10 protein-coding genes and 1 riboswitch are annotated in these 17571 nt (G+C 69.8%); of the genes, 6 read left to right on the forward strand and 4 right to left on the reverse strand.

The window, feature by feature from the left end:
• Nucleotides 1-185 precede the first annotated feature (185 nt).
• Entirely contained in the window at nucleotides 186-5882 is a 5697-nt protein-coding gene (gene uvrA / locus ACFQZY_RS17295; protein ID WP_377418133.1) for an excinuclease ABC subunit UvrA, read from the forward strand.
• A gap of 25 nt (nucleotides 5883-5907) precedes the next feature.
• On the opposite strand, the gene ACFQZY_RS17300 is transcribed toward uvrA, so the two are convergent.
• From ACFQZY_RS17300 to ACFQZY_RS17310, 3 genes are all read right to left on the reverse strand, one after another.
• Nucleotides 5908-6885 (reverse strand): tripartite tricarboxylate transporter substrate binding protein, encoded by a 978-nt coding sequence (locus ACFQZY_RS17300; RefSeq protein ID WP_377418135.1) that lies wholly within the window; start codon nucleotides 6883-6885, stop codon nucleotides 5908-5910.
• A gap of 100 nt (nucleotides 6886-6985) precedes the next feature.
• Complete coding sequence (locus ACFQZY_RS17305; protein WP_377418137.1) at nucleotides 6986-8617, reverse strand: peptide chain release factor 3; 1632 nt, start codon at nucleotides 8615-8617, stop codon at nucleotides 6986-6988.
• 142 nt (nucleotides 8618-8759) lie between these two features.
• A complete protein-coding gene (locus ACFQZY_RS17310; protein ID WP_377418139.1) occupies nucleotides 8760-9827 on the reverse strand; it encodes an ATP-dependent DNA ligase in 1068 nt (355 codons plus the stop codon).
• A gap of 61 nt (nucleotides 9828-9888) precedes the next feature.
• Between ACFQZY_RS17310 and ACFQZY_RS17315 the strand changes: the two genes are divergently transcribed.
• The 4 genes from ACFQZY_RS17315 to metF all read left to right on the forward strand — a co-directional run bounded on the left by ACFQZY_RS17315 (nucleotide 9889) and on the right by metF (nucleotide 13499).
• Nucleotides 9889-10275 (forward strand): c-type cytochrome, encoded by a 387-nt coding sequence (locus ACFQZY_RS17315; RefSeq protein WP_377418141.1) that lies wholly within the window; start codon nucleotides 9889-9891, stop codon nucleotides 10273-10275.
• 18 nt (nucleotides 10276-10293) lie between these two features.
• Nucleotides 10294-10365, forward strand: a riboswitch (S-adenosyl-L-homocysteine riboswitch).
• Nucleotides 10366-10434: 69 nt separating this feature from the next.
• Nucleotides 10435-11871, forward strand: coding sequence for an adenosylhomocysteinase (ahcY, locus tag ACFQZY_RS17320; protein ID WP_377418143.1), 1437 nt, complete (start codon nucleotides 10435-10437; stop codon nucleotides 11869-11871).
• Between the two features lie 16 nt (nucleotides 11872-11887).
• Nucleotides 11888-12631: a TlyA family RNA methyltransferase gene (locus tag ACFQZY_RS17325; protein WP_377418145.1), complete on the forward strand. Its 744-nt coding sequence runs from the start codon at nucleotides 11888-11890 to the stop codon at nucleotides 12629-12631.
• 43 nt (nucleotides 12632-12674) lie between these two features.
• Nucleotides 12675-13499, forward strand: a complete 825-nt coding sequence (gene metF / locus ACFQZY_RS17330) for a methylenetetrahydrofolate reductase [NAD(P)H] (RefSeq protein ID WP_377418147.1) — start codon at nucleotides 12675-12677, stop codon at nucleotides 13497-13499.
• 21 nt (nucleotides 13500-13520) lie between these two features.
• Here the strand turns inward: metF and ACFQZY_RS17335 are convergent, their stop codons facing one another.
• Nucleotides 13521-14231 (reverse strand): LuxR C-terminal-related transcriptional regulator, encoded by a 711-nt coding sequence (locus ACFQZY_RS17335; RefSeq protein WP_377418149.1) that lies wholly within the window; start codon nucleotides 14229-14231, stop codon nucleotides 13521-13523.
• Nucleotides 14232-14565: 334 nt separating this feature from the next.
• On the opposite strand from ACFQZY_RS17335, the gene ACFQZY_RS17340 reads away from it, so the two are divergent.
• Nucleotides 14566-17571, forward strand: a 3006-nt coding sequence (locus tag ACFQZY_RS17340; protein ID WP_377418151.1) for a beta strand repeat-containing protein, incomplete at its 3' end; no start/stop codon positions are given.

Here is a 17571-nt window from a genome sequence, read left to right on the forward strand (position 1 = left end):
ATGCCGAAAGCTTCCGTGGGCCCGAACAGAGGGCAAATGACCGCCTTTTTACGCACGGCTTGAGGATTCGCAGGCGCGGAGTGAATCCAAAAGAATTCATGGCCGCCGGATGCGGGGGCGGCCGGCCGGCGGGCCTGCGGAGGCGTTCCTAGAATGTCGGGCCCCCACCCAGAACCAAGAGCCGTATGACCCAGGGATTGATCCGCATCCGCGGCGCCAGGCAACATAACCTCAAGAACCTCGACCTCGACCTGCGCACCGGCGAGCTGACCGTGGTCACCGGCCCCAGCGGCTCGGGCAAGTCGAGCCTGGTGTTCGACACGCTCTACGCCGAAGGCCAGCGCCGCTACGTGGAGACCTTCTCCGCCTACGCCCGCCAGTTCCTGGACCGCATGGACAAGCCCGCGGTCGACCGGGTGGAGGGCGTGCCGCCCGCCATCGCCATCGACCAGACCAACCCGGTGCGCTCCTCGCGCTCCACGGTCGGCACGATGACGGAGCTGAACGACCACCTCAAGCTGCTGTTCGCCCGCGCCGCGCAGTTGTTCGACCGCCAGACCGCGCAGCCGGTGCGGCACGACACGCCGGACACCATCTACGCAGACCTGCTGGCCCGCACGAAGGAAGCCGACCCGCGCCTGGTCGTGACCTTCCCGGTCGAACTGCCCGCCTCCACCACCGCCGAGGAAGTGGAGCAGTGGTTGGCCGCCAGCGGCTTCACCCGGGTGCATGCCGAGCGCGAGGTGGCCACGGTCACCGGCCCGCGCAAGGTGCTCGACGTGGTGGCCGACCGCTTCCGGCTCCAGGGCACGGAGCGGATCCGCGCGATCGAGGCGATCGAGGTCGCCCTCAAGCGCGGCGCGGGCCGGCTCACGGTCTACGCCCAGGTCGGCGAAGAGGCCTGGGAAGCGTGGCGGTTCTCCACCGGCCTGCACTGCCCGGACAGCGACATCCGCTACGCCGACCCGATCCCCTCCATGTTCTCGTTCAACAGCGCGGTGGGCGCCTGCGAGGCCTGCCGCGGCTTCGGCCGCGTCATCGGCGTGGACTGGGGCCTGGTGATCCCCAACGAGAAGCTCACGCTGCGCGCCGGCGCGATCAAGCCGATCCAGACCCCGGCCTGGGCCGAGTGCCAGGACGACCTGATGCGCCATGCCGAGACCGCCGGCATCCCGCGCGACACCCCCTGGTACAAGCTCACCCCCGAGCAGAAGGCCTGGGTGCTCGATGGCACGCCCGGCTTCAAGGAGGGGCAGTGGAACAAGCAGTGGTACGGCATCAAGCGCTTCTTCCAGTACCTGGAAAGCAAGGCGTACAAGATGCACATTCGGGTGCTGCTGTCCAAGTACCGCAGCTACACGCCCTGCGAGACCTGCGGCGGCGCGCGCCTCAAGACCGAGCCGCTGCTGTGGCGCCTGGGCTCCAGGGAAGATGCCGACGCGGTGCTCGCCCCCGCCAAGCGCTTCCAGCCGGTGGGCACCGGCTGGAGCCGCGAGCAGCTGGAGGCGCTGCCGGGCCTGTCGCTGCATGACCTGATGCTGCTGCCGATCGACCGGCTGCGGACCTTCTTCGACCGCGTCGCCCTGCCCGCGGGCGAGGACGCGCAGGCGCTCAAGCTGCTGTTCGAGGAAATCACCCACCGCCTGAAGTACCTGGTGGACGTGGGCATCGGCTACCTCACGCTGGACCGCCAGAGCCGCACCCTCTCGGGCGGCGAGGTGCAGCGGATCAACCTCACCACTGCGCTGGGCACCTCGCTGGTGAACACGCTGTTCGTGCTCGACGAGCCCAGCATCGGCCTGCACCCGCGCGACATCCACCGCATCACCGAGGCCATGAAGCGCCTGCGCGATGCCGGCAACACCCTGGTGGTGGTGGAACATGACCCGGCGGTGATGCTCGCCGCCGACCGCATGATCGACATGGGCCCCGCGCCCGGCGAGAAGGGCGGCCAGATCGTCTTCGACGGCACCACCGACCAGCTTCGCCATGCCGACACCCTCACCGGCGCCTACCTCGGCGGCCGCCGCCAGGTCGGCATGGGCTTCAAGCGCGCGGTGACGGATTCCACGCCGCGCCTGGTGCTCGAAGGCGCACGGGAGCACAACCTCCAGGACCTGTCCATCGAGTTCCCGCTGCAGCGCCTGGTGTGCGTCACCGGCGTCTCGGGCTCGGGCAAGTCCACCCTGATCCAGGACATCCTCGCACCCGCGCTGCTGCGGCAGTTCGGCAAGGCCACCGAGTCGGCCGGCCGGCACGACCGCCTGCTCGGCGCCGACCACCTCGGTGACGTGGTGTTCGTGGACCAGTCCCCCATCGGCAAGACCGCGCGCTCCAACCCGGTCAGCTATGTCGGCGCCTGGGACGCGATCCGCGAGATCTTCGCCACCGCGCCGCTCTCGCGGCAGCGGGGCTACACCGGCGCGAAGTTCAGCTTCAACAGCGGCGACGGCCGCTGCCCCACCTGCGGCGGCTCCGGCTTCGAGCATGTGGAGATGCAGTTCCTCTCCGACGTCTACCTGCGCTGCCCCGACTGCGACGGCAAGCGCTACCGGCCGGAGATCCTGGAGGTCACCATCGAGCGCCAGGCCGTGGGCGAGCTGCGCCCCCGCACGCTCAACGTGGCCGACGTGCTGGAACTCACCGTCAGCGAGGCGGCGCAGCTCTTTGCCAATGACCGCGACGTGATCCGCGCCCTGCAGCCCATCGTCGACGTGGGCCTGGAGTACGTGAAGCTGGGCCAGCCCGTGCCCACGCTCTCGGGCGGCGAGTCGCAGCGCCTGAAGCTCGCCGGCTTCCTGGCCGAGGCGGCCGGCCGCCGCAGCCACCAGCCCCTGGCCACCAAGGGCACGCTGTTCCTGTTCGACGAGCCCACCACCGGCCTGCACTTCGATGACATCGCCAAGCTGATGCGGGCGCTGCGCAAGCTGCTGGAGGCGGGCCACTCGCTGGTGGTGATCGAGCACAACCTGGACGTGATCCGGGCCAGCGACTGGCTGATCGACCTCGGCCCCGAGGGCGGCGACGCCGGCGGCCTGCTGGTGGCCGAGGGCCCGCCCGAGGAGGTGAAGAACCACCCCACCTCGCACACCGCCCAGGCCCTGCGCGAGTACGACCATGCGCTGGGCGCCGGCCCGCAGAAGGCCGAGGAGGGCCGCCCGCTGCAGGCGGTGGTGAAGGCTCGCCGCACCGAGGCGATCGAGATCGTCAACGCGCGGGAGCACAACCTGAAGTCGATGACGGTCAGCATCCCGCACAACAAGTTCAGCGTGGTCACCGGCGTCTCGGGCTCGGGCAAGTCGACCCTGGCCTTCGACATCCTGTTCAACGAGGGCCAGCGCCGCTACCTCGAGTCGCTCAACGCCTACGCCCGCAGCATCGTGCAGCCGGCCGGCCGGCCCGAGGTGGACGCGGTCTACGGCATCCCGCCCACGGTGGCCATCGAGCAGCGGCTCTCGCGCGGCGGCCGCAAGTCCACGGTGGGCACCACCACCGAGGTCTGGCACTTCCTGCGCCTGCTGTACGTGAAGCTCGGTATCCAGCATTGCGTGAAGGACGGCGCCGAGGTGCGCCCGCAGACGCCGGACAGCATCGCCGCCCAGCTCCTGACCCGCTACCGCGGCCAGCACATCGGCCTGCTCGCGCCCCTGGTGGTGAACCGCAAGGGCGTCTACACCGAGCTGGCCGAGTGGGGCCGCGCGCGCGGCTACACCCACCTGCGGGTGGACGGCAACTTCCTGCCCACCACCGGCTTCCCGCGCATCGACCGCTTCAAGGAGCACACCATCGAGCTGCCGGTGGCGGACTTCACCGTCACGCCGGAGGTCGAGCCGCAGCTGCGCGAGGCGCTGGCCGCGGCCCTGGAGCATGGCAAGGGCGTGCTGCACGTGCTGGCCCCGCTGGACGGCCTGCGCGAGGCCTTCGAGATGGGCCTGGGCAACCACCACCACATCGGGAAGGTGGAGGTGTTCTCGGCCCGCCGCGCCTGCCCGGTGTGCAGCACCTCCTACCCGGAGCTGGACCCGCGCCTGTTCTCCTACAACAGCAAGCATGGCTGGTGCCCCGACTGCGTGGGCACCGGCGTGCGCCTGACCAAGGAGCAGCGCCGCGCCTACGACGAGACCCTGCAGGCCGAGGACAACAAGGGCCGCGAGCAGACCTTCGCCGAGCCCGAGGTCGAGGACGTGAGCGACGAGACCTGCCCCACCTGCGCCGGCACCCGCCTCAATGCGCAGGCCCGCAGCGTGAAGTTCAACGGCATCGGCATCGCCGAGATCGCGGCCCTGTCGGTGATCGACGTGCGCCAGTGGGTCGAGGGCCTGCAGGCCGGCAACGCGCTCTCCACCCGCGAGCAGGGCATCGCCCGCGACCTGATCCCCGAGATCCGCAGCCGGCTCGAATTCCTGGAGGAGGTGGGCCTGGGCTACCTGACCCTGGACCGCGGCGCGCCCACGCTCTCGGGCGGCGAGGCCCAGCGCATTCGCCTGGCGGCGCAACTGGGCTCCAACCTGCAGGGCGTGTGCTACGTGCTGGACGAGCCCACCATCGGCCTGCATGCCCGCGACAACCAGATCCTGCTGAACGCCCTGCACAAGCTGGGCGACAAGGGCAACACCCTGGTGGTGGTGGAGCACGACGAGGACACCATCCGCCGCGCCGACCACATCATCGACATCGGCCCCAGCGCCGGCAAGCGCGGCGGCCGCGTGGTGGCCCAGGGCTCGGCCTCGGAGGTCACCTCCAACCCCGACTCGCTCACCGGCCGCTACCTGCTGCACGCGATGAAGCACCCGCTCAAGCCGCGGCGCGGCCCGGGCGAGCGCCACCTGCAGCTGCGGGGCGCGGACCTCCACAACCTGCAGGGTGTCGATGTGGACGTGCCGCTGCAGCGCCTGGTCGCCGTCACCGGCGTCTCGGGCTCGGGCAAGTCCACCCTGGCGCGCGACGTGCTCCTGCACAACGTGCAGCAGGCCGTGCAGCTTCGCAGCACCAAGGCCGGCCGCGAGGCCGACGACCGCGGCGAGCGCCCGGGCTGGCTGGACTGCCGCTCGCTCGACGGCTACCAGGGGGTGGACCGCGTGCTGGAGGTGGACCAGACCCCCATCGGCAAGACGCCGCGCTCCTGCCCCGCCACCTACATCGGCTTCTGGGACACCATCCGCAAGCTGTTCGCCGATACGCTGGAGGCGCGCGCCCGCGGCTACGGCCCCGGCCGCTTCTCCTTCAACACCGGCGAGGGCCGCTGCCCCACCTGCGAGGGCCAGGGCATGCGCACCATCGCCATGAGCTTCCTGCCCGACGTGAAGGTGCCGTGCGAGTCCTGCCGCGGCGCCCGCTTCAACCCCGAGACCCTGGCGGTCACCTGGCGCGGCAAGAGCATCGGCGACGTGCTGCAGATGGAGGTGGACGAGGCGGTGGAATTCTTCGCCTCCATGCCCTCCATCAGCCACCCGCTGCAGCTGCTCAAGGACGTGGGCCTGGGCTACCTCACGCTGGGCCAGCCCTCGCCCACGCTCTCGGGCGGCGAGGCGCAGCGGATCAAGCTGGTCACCGAACTGAGCAAGGTGCGTGACGACGTCACCCGCCGCGGCCAGAAGGCGCCGCACACGCTCTACGTGCTGGACGAGCCCACCGTGGGCCTGCACATGGCCGATGTGGAGAAGCTGATTCGCGTGCTGCACCGGCTGGTGGACGGCGGCCACAGCGTGGTGGTGATCGAGCACGACCTCGACGTCATCGCCGAGGCCGACTGGATCGTCGACCTCGGGCCCGAGGGCGGCACCGGCGGCGGACGCGTGGTGGCCAGCGCGCCGCCCGAGGAGGTGGTGCGCCTGGGCACGCACACCGGCCTGGCGCTGGCGCCGGTGCTGGCGCGGGCCTGAGCGTTCGGCGAACCGGGGGAGGGCTTCAGGGCTGCCGCAGCAGCCCGAGCTTCTCCACCAGCGCCTTCTCGGTGGCGAAGGTCTCCTGCGCGAACCGGGCATAGGCCGCCGGGCCCATGTACATCGGCACCATGTCGTAGCGGGTCAGCGCCTGCACGTAGCTGGGCTCCTCCATCGCCTTGCGGAAGGCGTCGTGCAGCTTCGCCACCACCTCGGGCGGCGTGCCGCGCGGGGCGCCGATGCCGAAGGGCGAGTTCTGCACGATGTCCAGGCCCAGCTCGCGCAGCGTGGGCGCGTCGGGGAATTTCTCGAGGCGCTTCTCGCCCCAGGTGTTGAGGACCCGCAGCTTGCCCGCCGCCACCAGCGAGGCGAAGCCGGTGGAGTCGGCGGCGGCCATGAGGTGGCCGCCCGCCAGCGCCTGCATCAGGTCGGCGCTGCCCTTGTATGGCACGTGATTGAGCTGCAGCCCGAGGCGCTGCGCGATCAGCTCGGTGGTCAGGTGCGGGCTGGTCAGCGTGCCGGTGGAGCCGTAGGACAGCTTGCCGGGGTTGGCGCGGGCGTAGGCCACGAAGTCGGCCCAGGTGCGGATCGGCCCGTCGGCCGGCACCACGATGCCGAAGGCGTAGCCGGTGAGGTTCAGGATGTAGCTGATGTCCTTGACCGGGTCCCAGGTGATGCGGGTGGTGTAGGGCAGGCGGAAGACCCCCAGCGGGATCTGCGCCAGCAGGTAGCCGTCGGCCGGCGCCGTCTGCAGGGCCTGGGCCGGCAGGGTGCCGCCGGCGCCCGGCTTGTTCTCCACGATCACCGGCTGGCCCAGCACCTTGCCGGCGTTGTCGGCCAGCTGGCGCATGGTGATGTCGGTGGGGCCGCCGGCGGGGAAGGCGATCTGCAGCTTGACCGGCCGGCTCGGGAAGTTGTCGGACTGCGCGCGCGCGGGCAGGGCGCTCAGGGTGGGAAGGGCCGCCGCGGCAGCGGCCCCTTGGACGATCAGGCGTCGGCGCATCGGTGTCTCCAGGAGGTCCGGACCCTCGCATTGGAGGGTCGGCCCCCCGGGGGAACAATCCGGGAACACCCGGACGGCGCGGCCTGCCCCGGCGCGGCGATCAGCCTTGCAGCGCCAGGCCCGCGTGCTCGCGCAGCGGGTGGAAGTGGATCTTGGGGAAGCGCTCCTGGGCCAGGCGCACGTCGTAGGGCGAAGTGCACAGGAAGGCCAGGGCGTCCGCCGCGTCCAGCGCCATGCGCTGCGGGTAGGCGTCGCAGAAGGCGCGCAGCTCCTGGGGCGTGTCGGCGGTGATCCAGCGCGCGCCGGTGTACTGGCAGCCCTCGAGGCGGATGTCGGCGTCGTATTCGGCCTTCAGGCGGTGCTGCACCACTTCGAACTGCAGCTGGCCCACGGCCCCCAGCAGCATGGCGCCGCCGGCCTGCGGGCGGAACACCTGGATCGCGCCTTCCTCGCCGAGCTGGGCCAGGCCCTGCTGCAGCTGCTTGGTGCGCAGCGGGTTGCGAAGCAGCACCGTCATGAACATCTCCGGCGCGAAGAACGGCAGGCCGGTGAACTGCAGGTTGGCGCCATCGGTGATGGTGTCGCCGAGCTGCACGCCGCCATGGGTGGTGAAGCCGATGATGTCGCCGGCGTAGGCTTCATCGACCGCCTCGCGGCGCTGCGAGAGGAAGGTCACCACCGAGGTCGGGCGCAGCTCCTTGCCGGTGCGTTGCACCTTGAGCTTCATGCCCGGCGTGTACTTGCCCGAGGCCATGCGCACGAAGGCGATGCGGTCGCGGTGGTTGGCGTCCATGTTGGCCTGCACCTTGAACACCACGCCGGCGAAACCGGGGTCGTCGGGCTGGATGGTCTTCTCGACCAGCTGCTTGTTCACCACCAGCGAGCTCTTGCGGGGCTGCGGCGCAGGGGCGAGGTCGACCAGGGCGTCGAGCACCTCCATCACGCCGAAGTTGTTCACGCCGGAGCCGAAGAACACGGGCGTCTGCTTGCCGTCGAGGAAGGCGGGGTGGTCCCAGGCGGGCGAGGCGCCCACGGCCAGCTCCATGCTGTCGGCGGCGGCGGTGTACTCGTCGCCGAAGCGGGCCTGCAGGGTGGCGGCGTCATCCAGCGGAATCGTCTCGAAGTCCTGCGGGCGGCGCTCGCTGCCGGACTCGAACACCGTCATGGCATTCGTGCGCAGGTTCATGATGCCGCCGAACAGCTTGCCCTTGCCCACCGGCCAGGTCATGGGCACGCAGGGCATGCCCAGCTCGCGCTCCACCTCGTCGAGGATGTCCAGGGGCTCGCGCACCTCGCGGTCCATCTTGTTGACGAAGGTGATGATGGGGGTGTTGCGCTGGCGGCAGACCTCGATCAGGCGGCGCGTCTGCGCCTCCACGCCGTTGGCCGCGTCGATCACCATCAGGGCGGCGTCGACCGCGGTCAGCACGCGGTAGGTGTCCTCGGAGAAGTCCTTGTGGCCGGGGGTGTCCAGCAGGTTGATCACGTGGTCGCGATACAGCATCTGCATCACCGAGGAGGCCACCGAGATGCCGCGCTGCTTCTCGATCTCCATCCAGTCGGAGGTGGCGTGGCGCGAGGCCTTGCGCGCCTTCACGCTGCCGGCGATCTGGATCGCGCCGGAGAACAGCAGCAGCTTTTCCGTCAGCGTGGTCTTGCCCGCGTCGGGGTGGGAGATGATGGCGAAGGTGCGGCGACGCCGGGTCTCGGCGGCAAACGGTGAGGCGGACACAGGGAAGAAACTCCGTCGGGACGGCAGGTTGCCAGGAGACTGCAGGGCGCCTGCAGCCGAACCCCCGATTGTCGCCGATGCCCTGGCCGGCGCCCATCCCGCCGGGCCGCCGGCGCGGGGCGGCCGCGCCGGGAGTCCCGCCTCAGCCCCGCCTGAGCCAGGGCGTGAGGACCTGCCCGAGTTCGGCCGGGGTCGCCACGGCCAGCTGGTCGAACCCGCACGCGTGCGCCGGCTTGTCCAGGCGCCAGCCCTTGAAGGCGGTGGCGTCGCGGAAGCGCCTGCCGGTCAGGTGCTCGTAGCTGACCTCGCACACCCGCTCGGGCCGCAGCGGCTCCCAGCGCAGGGCCTTGCCCACATGCCAGGCGCCCTGGTTCTCCGGGGTCTGCACCTGGTCGCGCCAGGGGTGGCCCTCCAGCGCGTTCTCGCGCAGGGGCGCCAGTTCGGCCACCAGCGCGCGCCGCATGTCCACGGTGAAGGTGGCGGCGGTGCCCACGGGCTGCAGTACGCCGGCTTCGTCGTACAGCCCCAGCAGCAGGGAGCCGACGGCCTCCTGGCGGTCGGTGTGCCAGTGGAAGCCGGCGACCACGCAATCGGCGGTATGGGCGTGCTTGACCTTGAGCTGCGTCCGCTTGGCCGGCTGGTAGGGCGCGTCGGCCGGCTTGGCCATGACGCCGTCGAGGCCGGCGCCCTGGAAGCGCGCCAGCCAGTCCTGGGCCACCGCCCGGTCCGCGGTCTGGGGGGTGAGGTGCAGGGGGGACTTGGCGGCGGCCAGCAGGCGCTCGAGTCGGGCGCGCCGGTCCTGCAGGGGCAGGGCCATGGTGCTGCGGCCGCCGGCGGCCAGCAGGTCGAAAGCGACGAAGGCGGAGGGCGCCTTGCGGGCCAGGAACCCGATCAGGGACTCGGACATCTGGATCCGCTTCTGCAGCGACTCGGCGTCCAGCCCCTGCGGGCCGGAGACGACGATCTCGCCGTCCAGGATGCAGCCCTTGGGGAGCTGCTCGGACAGCGCCTTCTCCAGCTCGGGGAAGTAGCGGTTCAGGGGCTTGAGGTCGCGGCCCTGGATCACCACGCCCGCGGGCGTGCGGAACACCAGGGCGCGCAGGCCGTCCCATTTGGGCTCGAAGAGGAAGCCGTCGCCCTCGGGCAGGGCGGGGGCCACCTTGGCCAGCATGGGGTCGATCGGGGAGGCGGGCATGTTCACTGCGGTCATGCCCCGCTTTTACCACTGGCCCGGGGCGGCCCGCACCGGGGCGCCGCACTATAGTCCCGTCATGCGCCTGATCCCCGCCCTCCTCCTGGCGGCCGCCACGGCCGCCAGCGCCCAGTCCGCCCCTCGTTCCGGCGAGGCCATCGTCCGCGACGCCTGCATGGCCTGCCACGGCGAGGGGTTGCTCAAGGCCCCCCGGCTGGGGGACCGCAAGGCCTGGGCACCCCTGATCCGGGAGGGCCAGCCGGCCCTGACCGCCACCGCCTGGACCGGCATCCGCCAGATGCCCCCCAAGGGCGGCCGCGCCGACCTGAGCCTCGAGGAACTCGCCCGGGCGGTCGCCTACATGGCCCGCCAGGGCGGCGGCAACTGGCCCGACCCCGACGCCGCCACGCTGGCGCGGATCGAGGCGGCGGTGAAAAAACGCGAGGCGCGCGGGGCCAAGCCCTGACACGCTAAAATCGGGGCTTCATCCGAGGAGCGTTGCAGCACGTCCCGTGCGAGGCTCGGATTCCATCTCTTGCAACGACGCTCACCCACGCTGTCCGTGCGGTGAGGCCTCCTCCCCCGGCTGGCGTGGCCTTCAGTTGAACCTGACTTGGAGCCACCCATGAACGCCATCCTCAAGCCCGCAGCCACGACCGACTGCGCCATCGCCGACCTGTCCCTGGCCGACTGGGGCCGCAAGGAAATCCGCATCGCCGAGACCGAGATGCCCGGCCTGATGGCCATCCGCGAGGAGTTCGCGGCCAAGCAGCCCCTCAAGGGCGCGCGCATCACCGGCTCGCTGCACATGACGATCCAGACGGCGGTGCTGATCGAGACGCTGCAGGCGCTGGGCGCCGACGTGCGCTGGGCCTCGTGCAACATCTTCTCCACCCAGGACCATGCCGCCGCGGCCATCGTCGCCAACGGCACGCCGGTGTTCGCCATCAAGGGCGAGTCCCTCGAGGACTACTGGGACTACACCCACCGCATCTTCGAGTTCGGCCCCAAGGGCTCGGCCACCGAAGGCCCCAACATGATCCTGGACGACGGCGGCGACGCCACCATGCTCATGCACCTGGGCAAGCGCGCAGAGAGGGACCCGAGCGTCCTGACCAACCCCGGCAGCGAGGAAGAGCGCATCCTGTTCGCGTCCATCAAGGCCAAGCTGGCCGTCGATCCCACCTGGTACAGCCGCAAGAGCGCGCAGATCCTGGGCGTGACCGAGGAGACCACCACCGGCGTGCACCGCCTGAAGGAAATGTCGGCCAAGGGCACGCTGATGTTCCGCGCCATCAACGTCAACGACTCCGTCACCAAGAGCAAGTTCGACAACCTGTACGGTTGCCGCGAATCGCTGGTGGACGGCATCAAGCGCGCCACCGACGTGATGATCGCCGGCAAGGTGGCCCTGGTGGCCGGCTATGGCGACGTGGGCAAGGGCTCGGCCCAGGCCCTGCGCGCCCTCTCGGCCCAGGTCTGGGTGACCGAGATCGACCCGATCAATGCCCTGCAGGCCGCCATGGAAGGCTTCCGCGTGGTGACCATGGACTGGGCCGCCGACAAGGCCGACATCTTCGTGACCGCCACCGGCAACAAGTCGGTCATCACCTACGAGCACATGGCGAAGATGAAGGACCAGGCCATCGTCTGCAACATCGGCCACTTCGACAACGAGATCGACGTTGCGACCCTCGAGGCCAAGTGCCAGTGGGAGGAGATCAAGCCGCAGGTGGACCACGTGATCTTCGAGGACGGCAAGCGCATCATCCTGCTGGCCAAGGGCCGCCTGGTGAACCTGGGCTGCGCCACCGGCCACCCGAGCTTCGTGATGTCCTCCTCCTTCGCCAACCAGACGATCGCGCAGATCGAGCTGTTCTCGCACCCCGAGGGCTACGACGTGGGCAAGGTCTACACCCTGCCCAAGCACCTGGACGAGAAGGTCGCCCGCCTGCACCTGAAGAAGATCGGCGCGCAGCTCACCGAGCTGAGCGACGAGCAGGCCGACTACATCGGCGTGCCCAAGCAGGGCCCGTACAAGCCGGACACCTACCGCTACTGATCGCGCAGGCAGCGGCATGCGCGCCGACCAGTTGCTCGTGGACCGCGGGCTGGCCACCAGCCGCTCGCAGGCGCAGCGGCTGATCGCCTCGGGCATGCGCTGGCTCTCGCGCGAGGGCTGGAAGCCTGTCGCCAAGAACGGCGAGGAGCTGCCCGCCGGGTGCGAGATCGAGCTGGCCGACGACGCCGAGGTGCGCTATGTCTCGCGCGGCGGCCTCAAGCTCGCCGGCGCGCTGCGCGCCAGCGGCCTCGACGTGGCGGGCCGCGTGTGCCTGGACGTGGGCCAGTCCACCGGCGGTTTCACCGACTGCCTGCTGCAGCAGGGCGCGGCCCGCGTGGTGGGCGTGGACGTGGGCCACGGCCAGCTGCACCCGCGCATCCGCGGCGACGCGCGCGTCGCCTGCCTGGAGCGTATCAATGCGCGCCACCTCGTGGCGGCGGACCTGCCCGAGGCGGCCTACGGCTTCATCACCGGCGACCTGTCGTTCATCTCGCTCACGCTGGTGCTGCCGGCGCTGGCGCCGCTGCTGGCCGAGGGCGGTGACCTGCTGATGCTGGCCAAGCCGCAGTTCGAGCTGCAGCCGGGGCAGGTGGGCAAGGGCGGCATCGTGCGCGATGCGTCGCTGTACGCCGAGGTGGAGCGCAGGCTGCGCGTGTGCTGCGAGTCGCTGGGGCTGCGCGTGGCGGGCTGGTTCGACAGCCCGATCGCCGGCGGTGACGGCAACCGCGAGTTCTTCATCCACGCCCGCCAGGGCGGTTGACCCTCGATTCCCCGATTGTTCGAATTGCGAGAAGGAGAAGCCGATGCTTCCCATCAGCCTTGAGTTCTTTCCCCCCAAGACGCCCGAGGGCGCGGCCAAGCTGCGCGCCGCGCGCCAGGCCCTGTACGCGCTGAAGCCGGAGTTCTGCTCCGTCACCTTCGGCGCGGGCGGCTCGACGCAGGAGGGCACGCTGGCGGCCGTCACCGAGATCATGGGCGAGGGCGTGCCCGCCGCGCCCCACCTCTCGTGCATCGGCCAGACGCGGGCCAGCATCCGCGAGCGCCTGGCGGCCTACCGCGCGGCCGGCGTGCAGCGCATCGTCGCCCTGCGCGGCGACCTGCCCTCGGGCTACGGCATGGGCGGCGAGTTCCGCTATGCCAGCGACCTGGTGGCCTTCATCCGAGAGGAGACGGGCGACCACTTCCACCTCGAGGTGGCGGCCTACCCGGAGGTGCATCCGCAGGCGAAGTCGCCGCAGTCGGACCTGGAGGCCTTCGCGGCCAAGGTGAAGGCCGGCGCGAACTCGGGCATCACGCAGTACTTCTTCAACAGCGACGCCTACTTCCGCTATGTCGACGACCTGTACAAGCTGGGGGTCGACGTGCCGATCGTGCCGGGCATCATGCCCATCACCAGCTCCACGCAGCTGATGCGGTTCTCCGATGCCTGCGGCGCCGAGATCCCACGCTGGATCCGGCTGCGCCTGCAAAGCTACGGTGACGACACGGCCTCGATCAAGGCCTTCGGGCTCGACGTGGTGGCCGGCCTGTGCGAGCAGCTCACGGTGGCCGGCGTGCCCGGCCTGCACTTCTACACGATGAACCAGTCGGCGGCGGTGCTGGCGATCTGCGGCGCGCTGGGGGACTGACCGCCTCCGCCGGGGAGCGCCTCAGGACAGGGGGCCCCAGCCGGAACCGCGCGCGGGCGGGCCCGGGCGCAAGGGATCGGACAGGGGCGCGAGCGGCGCTGGCTGCGACAGGAAGGCCTTGTAGCGCCCGCTGCGATTGAGCTTCATGTAGATGCGGTGAAGGTGTGTCTTCACCGTGGTGTCGCTGATCGCGAGCTGGCGGCCGATCTCCTTGTTGCTCAGGCCGTCCCCTGCGAGGGTCAGGATCTCCTCTTCCCGCGCGGTGAGCCGGTTCTCGCCGCCGGTGGCCGTGGGGGCGGCCGCATGCGGTGTGCTCAGGCACTGGTGCAGGGTGCGATAGAGCAGTTCATGGTCGTACCAGGCGCCGTCGGCCTGCACGGCGGCCAGGGCCTGGGCCACGTCGTCCGGATCCGGGATGCCTTCCAGGATGCCCGCGGCGCCGCCGCGGATGGCGCCGATCACCAGGTCCTGCGTGGCGACTTCGGCGGCGAGCAGCACGCGGGTGCCCGGGCTCACGCGCCGCAGCTGGCGCAGCGTGCGCTCCACGAGCTCCCCCTCGGGGATCTCGGCGATGGCGATGTCGGGCCGCAGGTGGGAGGCATCGTCCAGCAGGCGCGCCAGGTCGCACGACGCGCACACGAAGGATTCACTGCGGGCGATGGATTCCAGCACGCGGCAGATCTCGCGTCCGCGGGCCGGGTCGTTGTAGGCGATGAGAACGGCGATATCCACGAGTACCTCTCTGGCATGAATCAGGTGCGAGCAAGGGATGGGAACCTAACGATTTAAAACATTTGTGAAAATGACAATGATCGAGATCAATGCTTTTTAGGTTAAGCCGCGCCTGAAGGCAAAAAATCAAGCCGAAAAGAACACTTTGGCTGTACTCCAAGCGGTGTATTGCTGCACCCGCACATGTAGGCGCATCGTTCGCTCCCCGGACCTGTTGTTACAAATTCGGCGTTAAGGGGTCACCCTAAGACGCCTAGGCGACAACGCTGCGACGTGGTCTGGCGGGCGATGCGGCCGGCCCCTGATTGGCTGCGACACGAGAAGAGGGACAGCCATGGCCACGATCATTGCCGTCGACGAAAGCTCCGGCACGCAGAACGCAACGCAAGGTGGTGTCACCAGTTACGACACCACCGCCCAGATTCCGGACCGATTTGCACAGTTGTTGAGCCAGGAGGCGCCTGGGGGCGGTACCCCGACCTCCACCGCGCTCTATGGCGCGACCACGGCCAACACCACCGGGACCGCCATCACCACGTTCACCGGCGCCGTGAGCGACATCGGCTTCGTGGCCGACGACAGCACCCCCTACGACGGCGATCCCACCGGGTTGCTCACGCTCACCGGGGAGGCGGTCCTCCTCTACACCTCCACCTTCGACAACAACGCCATCATCGGCAAGACGGCTAGCGGCACCATCGTCTTCATCGCCTTCCTCGATACCGGGGTCAACAGCACGGACGGTACCGACGTGGGCGCCACGTCGGCCAAGCTGTGGCTGCAGCAGTACGAGCCGCTGAAGCACCCTGACGGGACCGATGCGAACGACGTGGTGCAGCTTGCCGACGCGCTGAACATCGCGGTCGACACGACGACCAACTTCTCCCTCGCGGGCGCGCCGGCCGGCCAGAACCTGTTCCTGATGTTCGGTGATGGCTCGCCGTCCACAGAGGAAGTGGCCATCGTCGTGACCGGCAGGAGCCCGGCGACCACAGGAAGCCTGTCGAGCGGTGACACGGTCAACACGGGCAATGCCGGTGGCACCACCACCATCGGCACCAACAACCAGATGATCGATCCGGGTGAAGGCATGTACTTCACCTTCGTCAAGGGCCCGACCACGACCTACACGGTTCCCAACCTCGACCAGAATGAGGCGGACGTCGCGGCCAACATCCAGTTCAACGAGTACTACCAGGTCGACGCGGCCACGTTCACCGTGGTCCAGTTGCAGCCGCCGAAGGGGGCCACGCTCCTGCTGACCGCGAAACTCAATGGTGACAACACGGAAAAGGGGGCGAGTTTCATCCCGGGTTACGGGAACGACGACACGATCAATATCTCGAGCGTCACCATCACCCGCGGTACGCTCGTGATCAACTTCTCGGAAGGTGGCGCCACCTCCTCCAATGGCATCACGGCGGACTTCTCGGGCAGCACGCTGAAGCTCACCGGCGTGGAAGCAGGCGACGTGGTCCGGTACACGACGGCTTCCCTCCATGACCGCCTCCTGGTCGAAAACCTCGGCAACGCCAACGGTAACCTCGACGCTTCCTTCGACATCGGCGCGTTCTCCATCGACACGGGCTCGTTCGCGACCCGGGAGCTGGGCGTCCTGGCCTTCGTCGACGACGCGCCCACCGCCTCCATCGAGCGCACGCTCAATGGCATCACCCTCGACGAGTCGCAGGGGCTGGATGGCAGCGACGGCAACGCCGAGGACGACGACTCGCTGCCGGTGGCCGACCCGTTCACGGGCGCCTACGGCGACCCGATCGGCGCCGTCGTTGGCGTGGACCTGGTGACGGCGACCACCTCCACGGGCGCTGACTCCGAGAATGCGCCGCCCGCGGCGATGAGCCTGTCCATCGTCGGCGGCTCGGGTGCGTCGTCCGGCCTGGTCACTGCCGCGGGTGTCGGCATCAACCTTTACCTGGAGGCCAACGGCACGGTCACTGGCCGCACGACCAGCGCTGCGGGCCCGGTGATCTTCGCGATCAGGATTGACGCCGACGGCCTGGTCGATGTCGCGCAGTACGCGGCGCTGGGCCACCCGGACGACGCGGACCCCGACGATGCGGTGGACCTCAGCGGCAAGCTCGATGCGGTCATCACGCAGCAGGATGGTGATGATGACGTCGCAACGCAGAGCGTGGGCATCGGCGATGCGATCGTGTTCGAGGACGACGGCCCGTCGGTCTCGGCCAACGGCAACGTGCAGCTCGACGACGATGCATTGACGGGCGGCAACCCCGGCGGCACGGGTGACGACGCCAACGCGACGAACACGAGCGGCACGCTGGGCCATGACTTCGGCGAGGACGGTGCCGGCACGGTGGCCTGGCTGACCACGGGAGCGCCCACGGGCTTCACGTACGAGGCCGATGGGACCAGCCTGCTGGTCAAGCAGGGCGGCACGACGGTGCTGACGCTCACGCTGAACCCGGCGACGGGCGCCTATGGCGTGACGCAGAACGCGCCGATCGCGCATGCGGCGGGTGACGACGAGAACAACGTGTCGTTCACGGTGAACTACCGTGTCACGGACGATGACGACGACACGGCCGATGGCACGCTGGTGATCAACGTGGACGACGACACGCCCGAGGCGGCGATCGAGCGCACGGCCAACTCGGTGGTGCTGGACGAGTCGGCGGGCGTGGACGCGGGTGATGCGAACGCGGAAGACGACGACCCGCCGTTCACCAACCCCTTCCCGGTGGGCTACGGCACGGCGATCGGGCTGGCGCTGGACGTGGACCTGGTGGACACGGACTCGTCGGTGGGGGCGGACATTCCTGGCACGACCGAGGTGACGCTGGAGATCGTGGGAGGCGAGGGGGCCGACTCGGGCCTGGTCACCACGGCGGGCGCGGCGATCACGCTGTGGCTGGAGAGCGACGGCACGGTCACGGGCCGCACGGGTGGCGAGACCGGGACGGTGGTGTTCGCGATCCGCATCAATGCCAGTGGGCAGGTGAGCGTGGCGCAGTACGCGACGCTGGGCCACCCGGACGACGCGGACCATGACGACGCGGTGAACCTGGACGGCAAGCTCAACGCGGTGATCACGGTGGTCGACGAGGACGATGACGAGGCCTCGGACAGCGTGGGCATCGGCGAGGCGATCGTGTTCGAGGACGACGGCCCGTCGGTGGCGGCCAACGGCGACGTGCAGCTCGATGACGATGCATTGACGGGTGGCAACCCCGACGGCACGGGTGACGACGCCAACGCGACGAACACGAGCGGCACGCTGGGCCATGACTTCGGCGAGGACGGTGCCGGCACGGTGGCCTGGCTGACCACGGGAGCGCCCACGGGCTTCACGTACGAGGCC

The organism is Ramlibacter sp. GCM10027632, assembly GCF_042675325.1.
Classification (GTDB): domain Bacteria; phylum Pseudomonadota; class Gammaproteobacteria; order Burkholderiales; family Burkholderiaceae_C; genus Ramlibacter.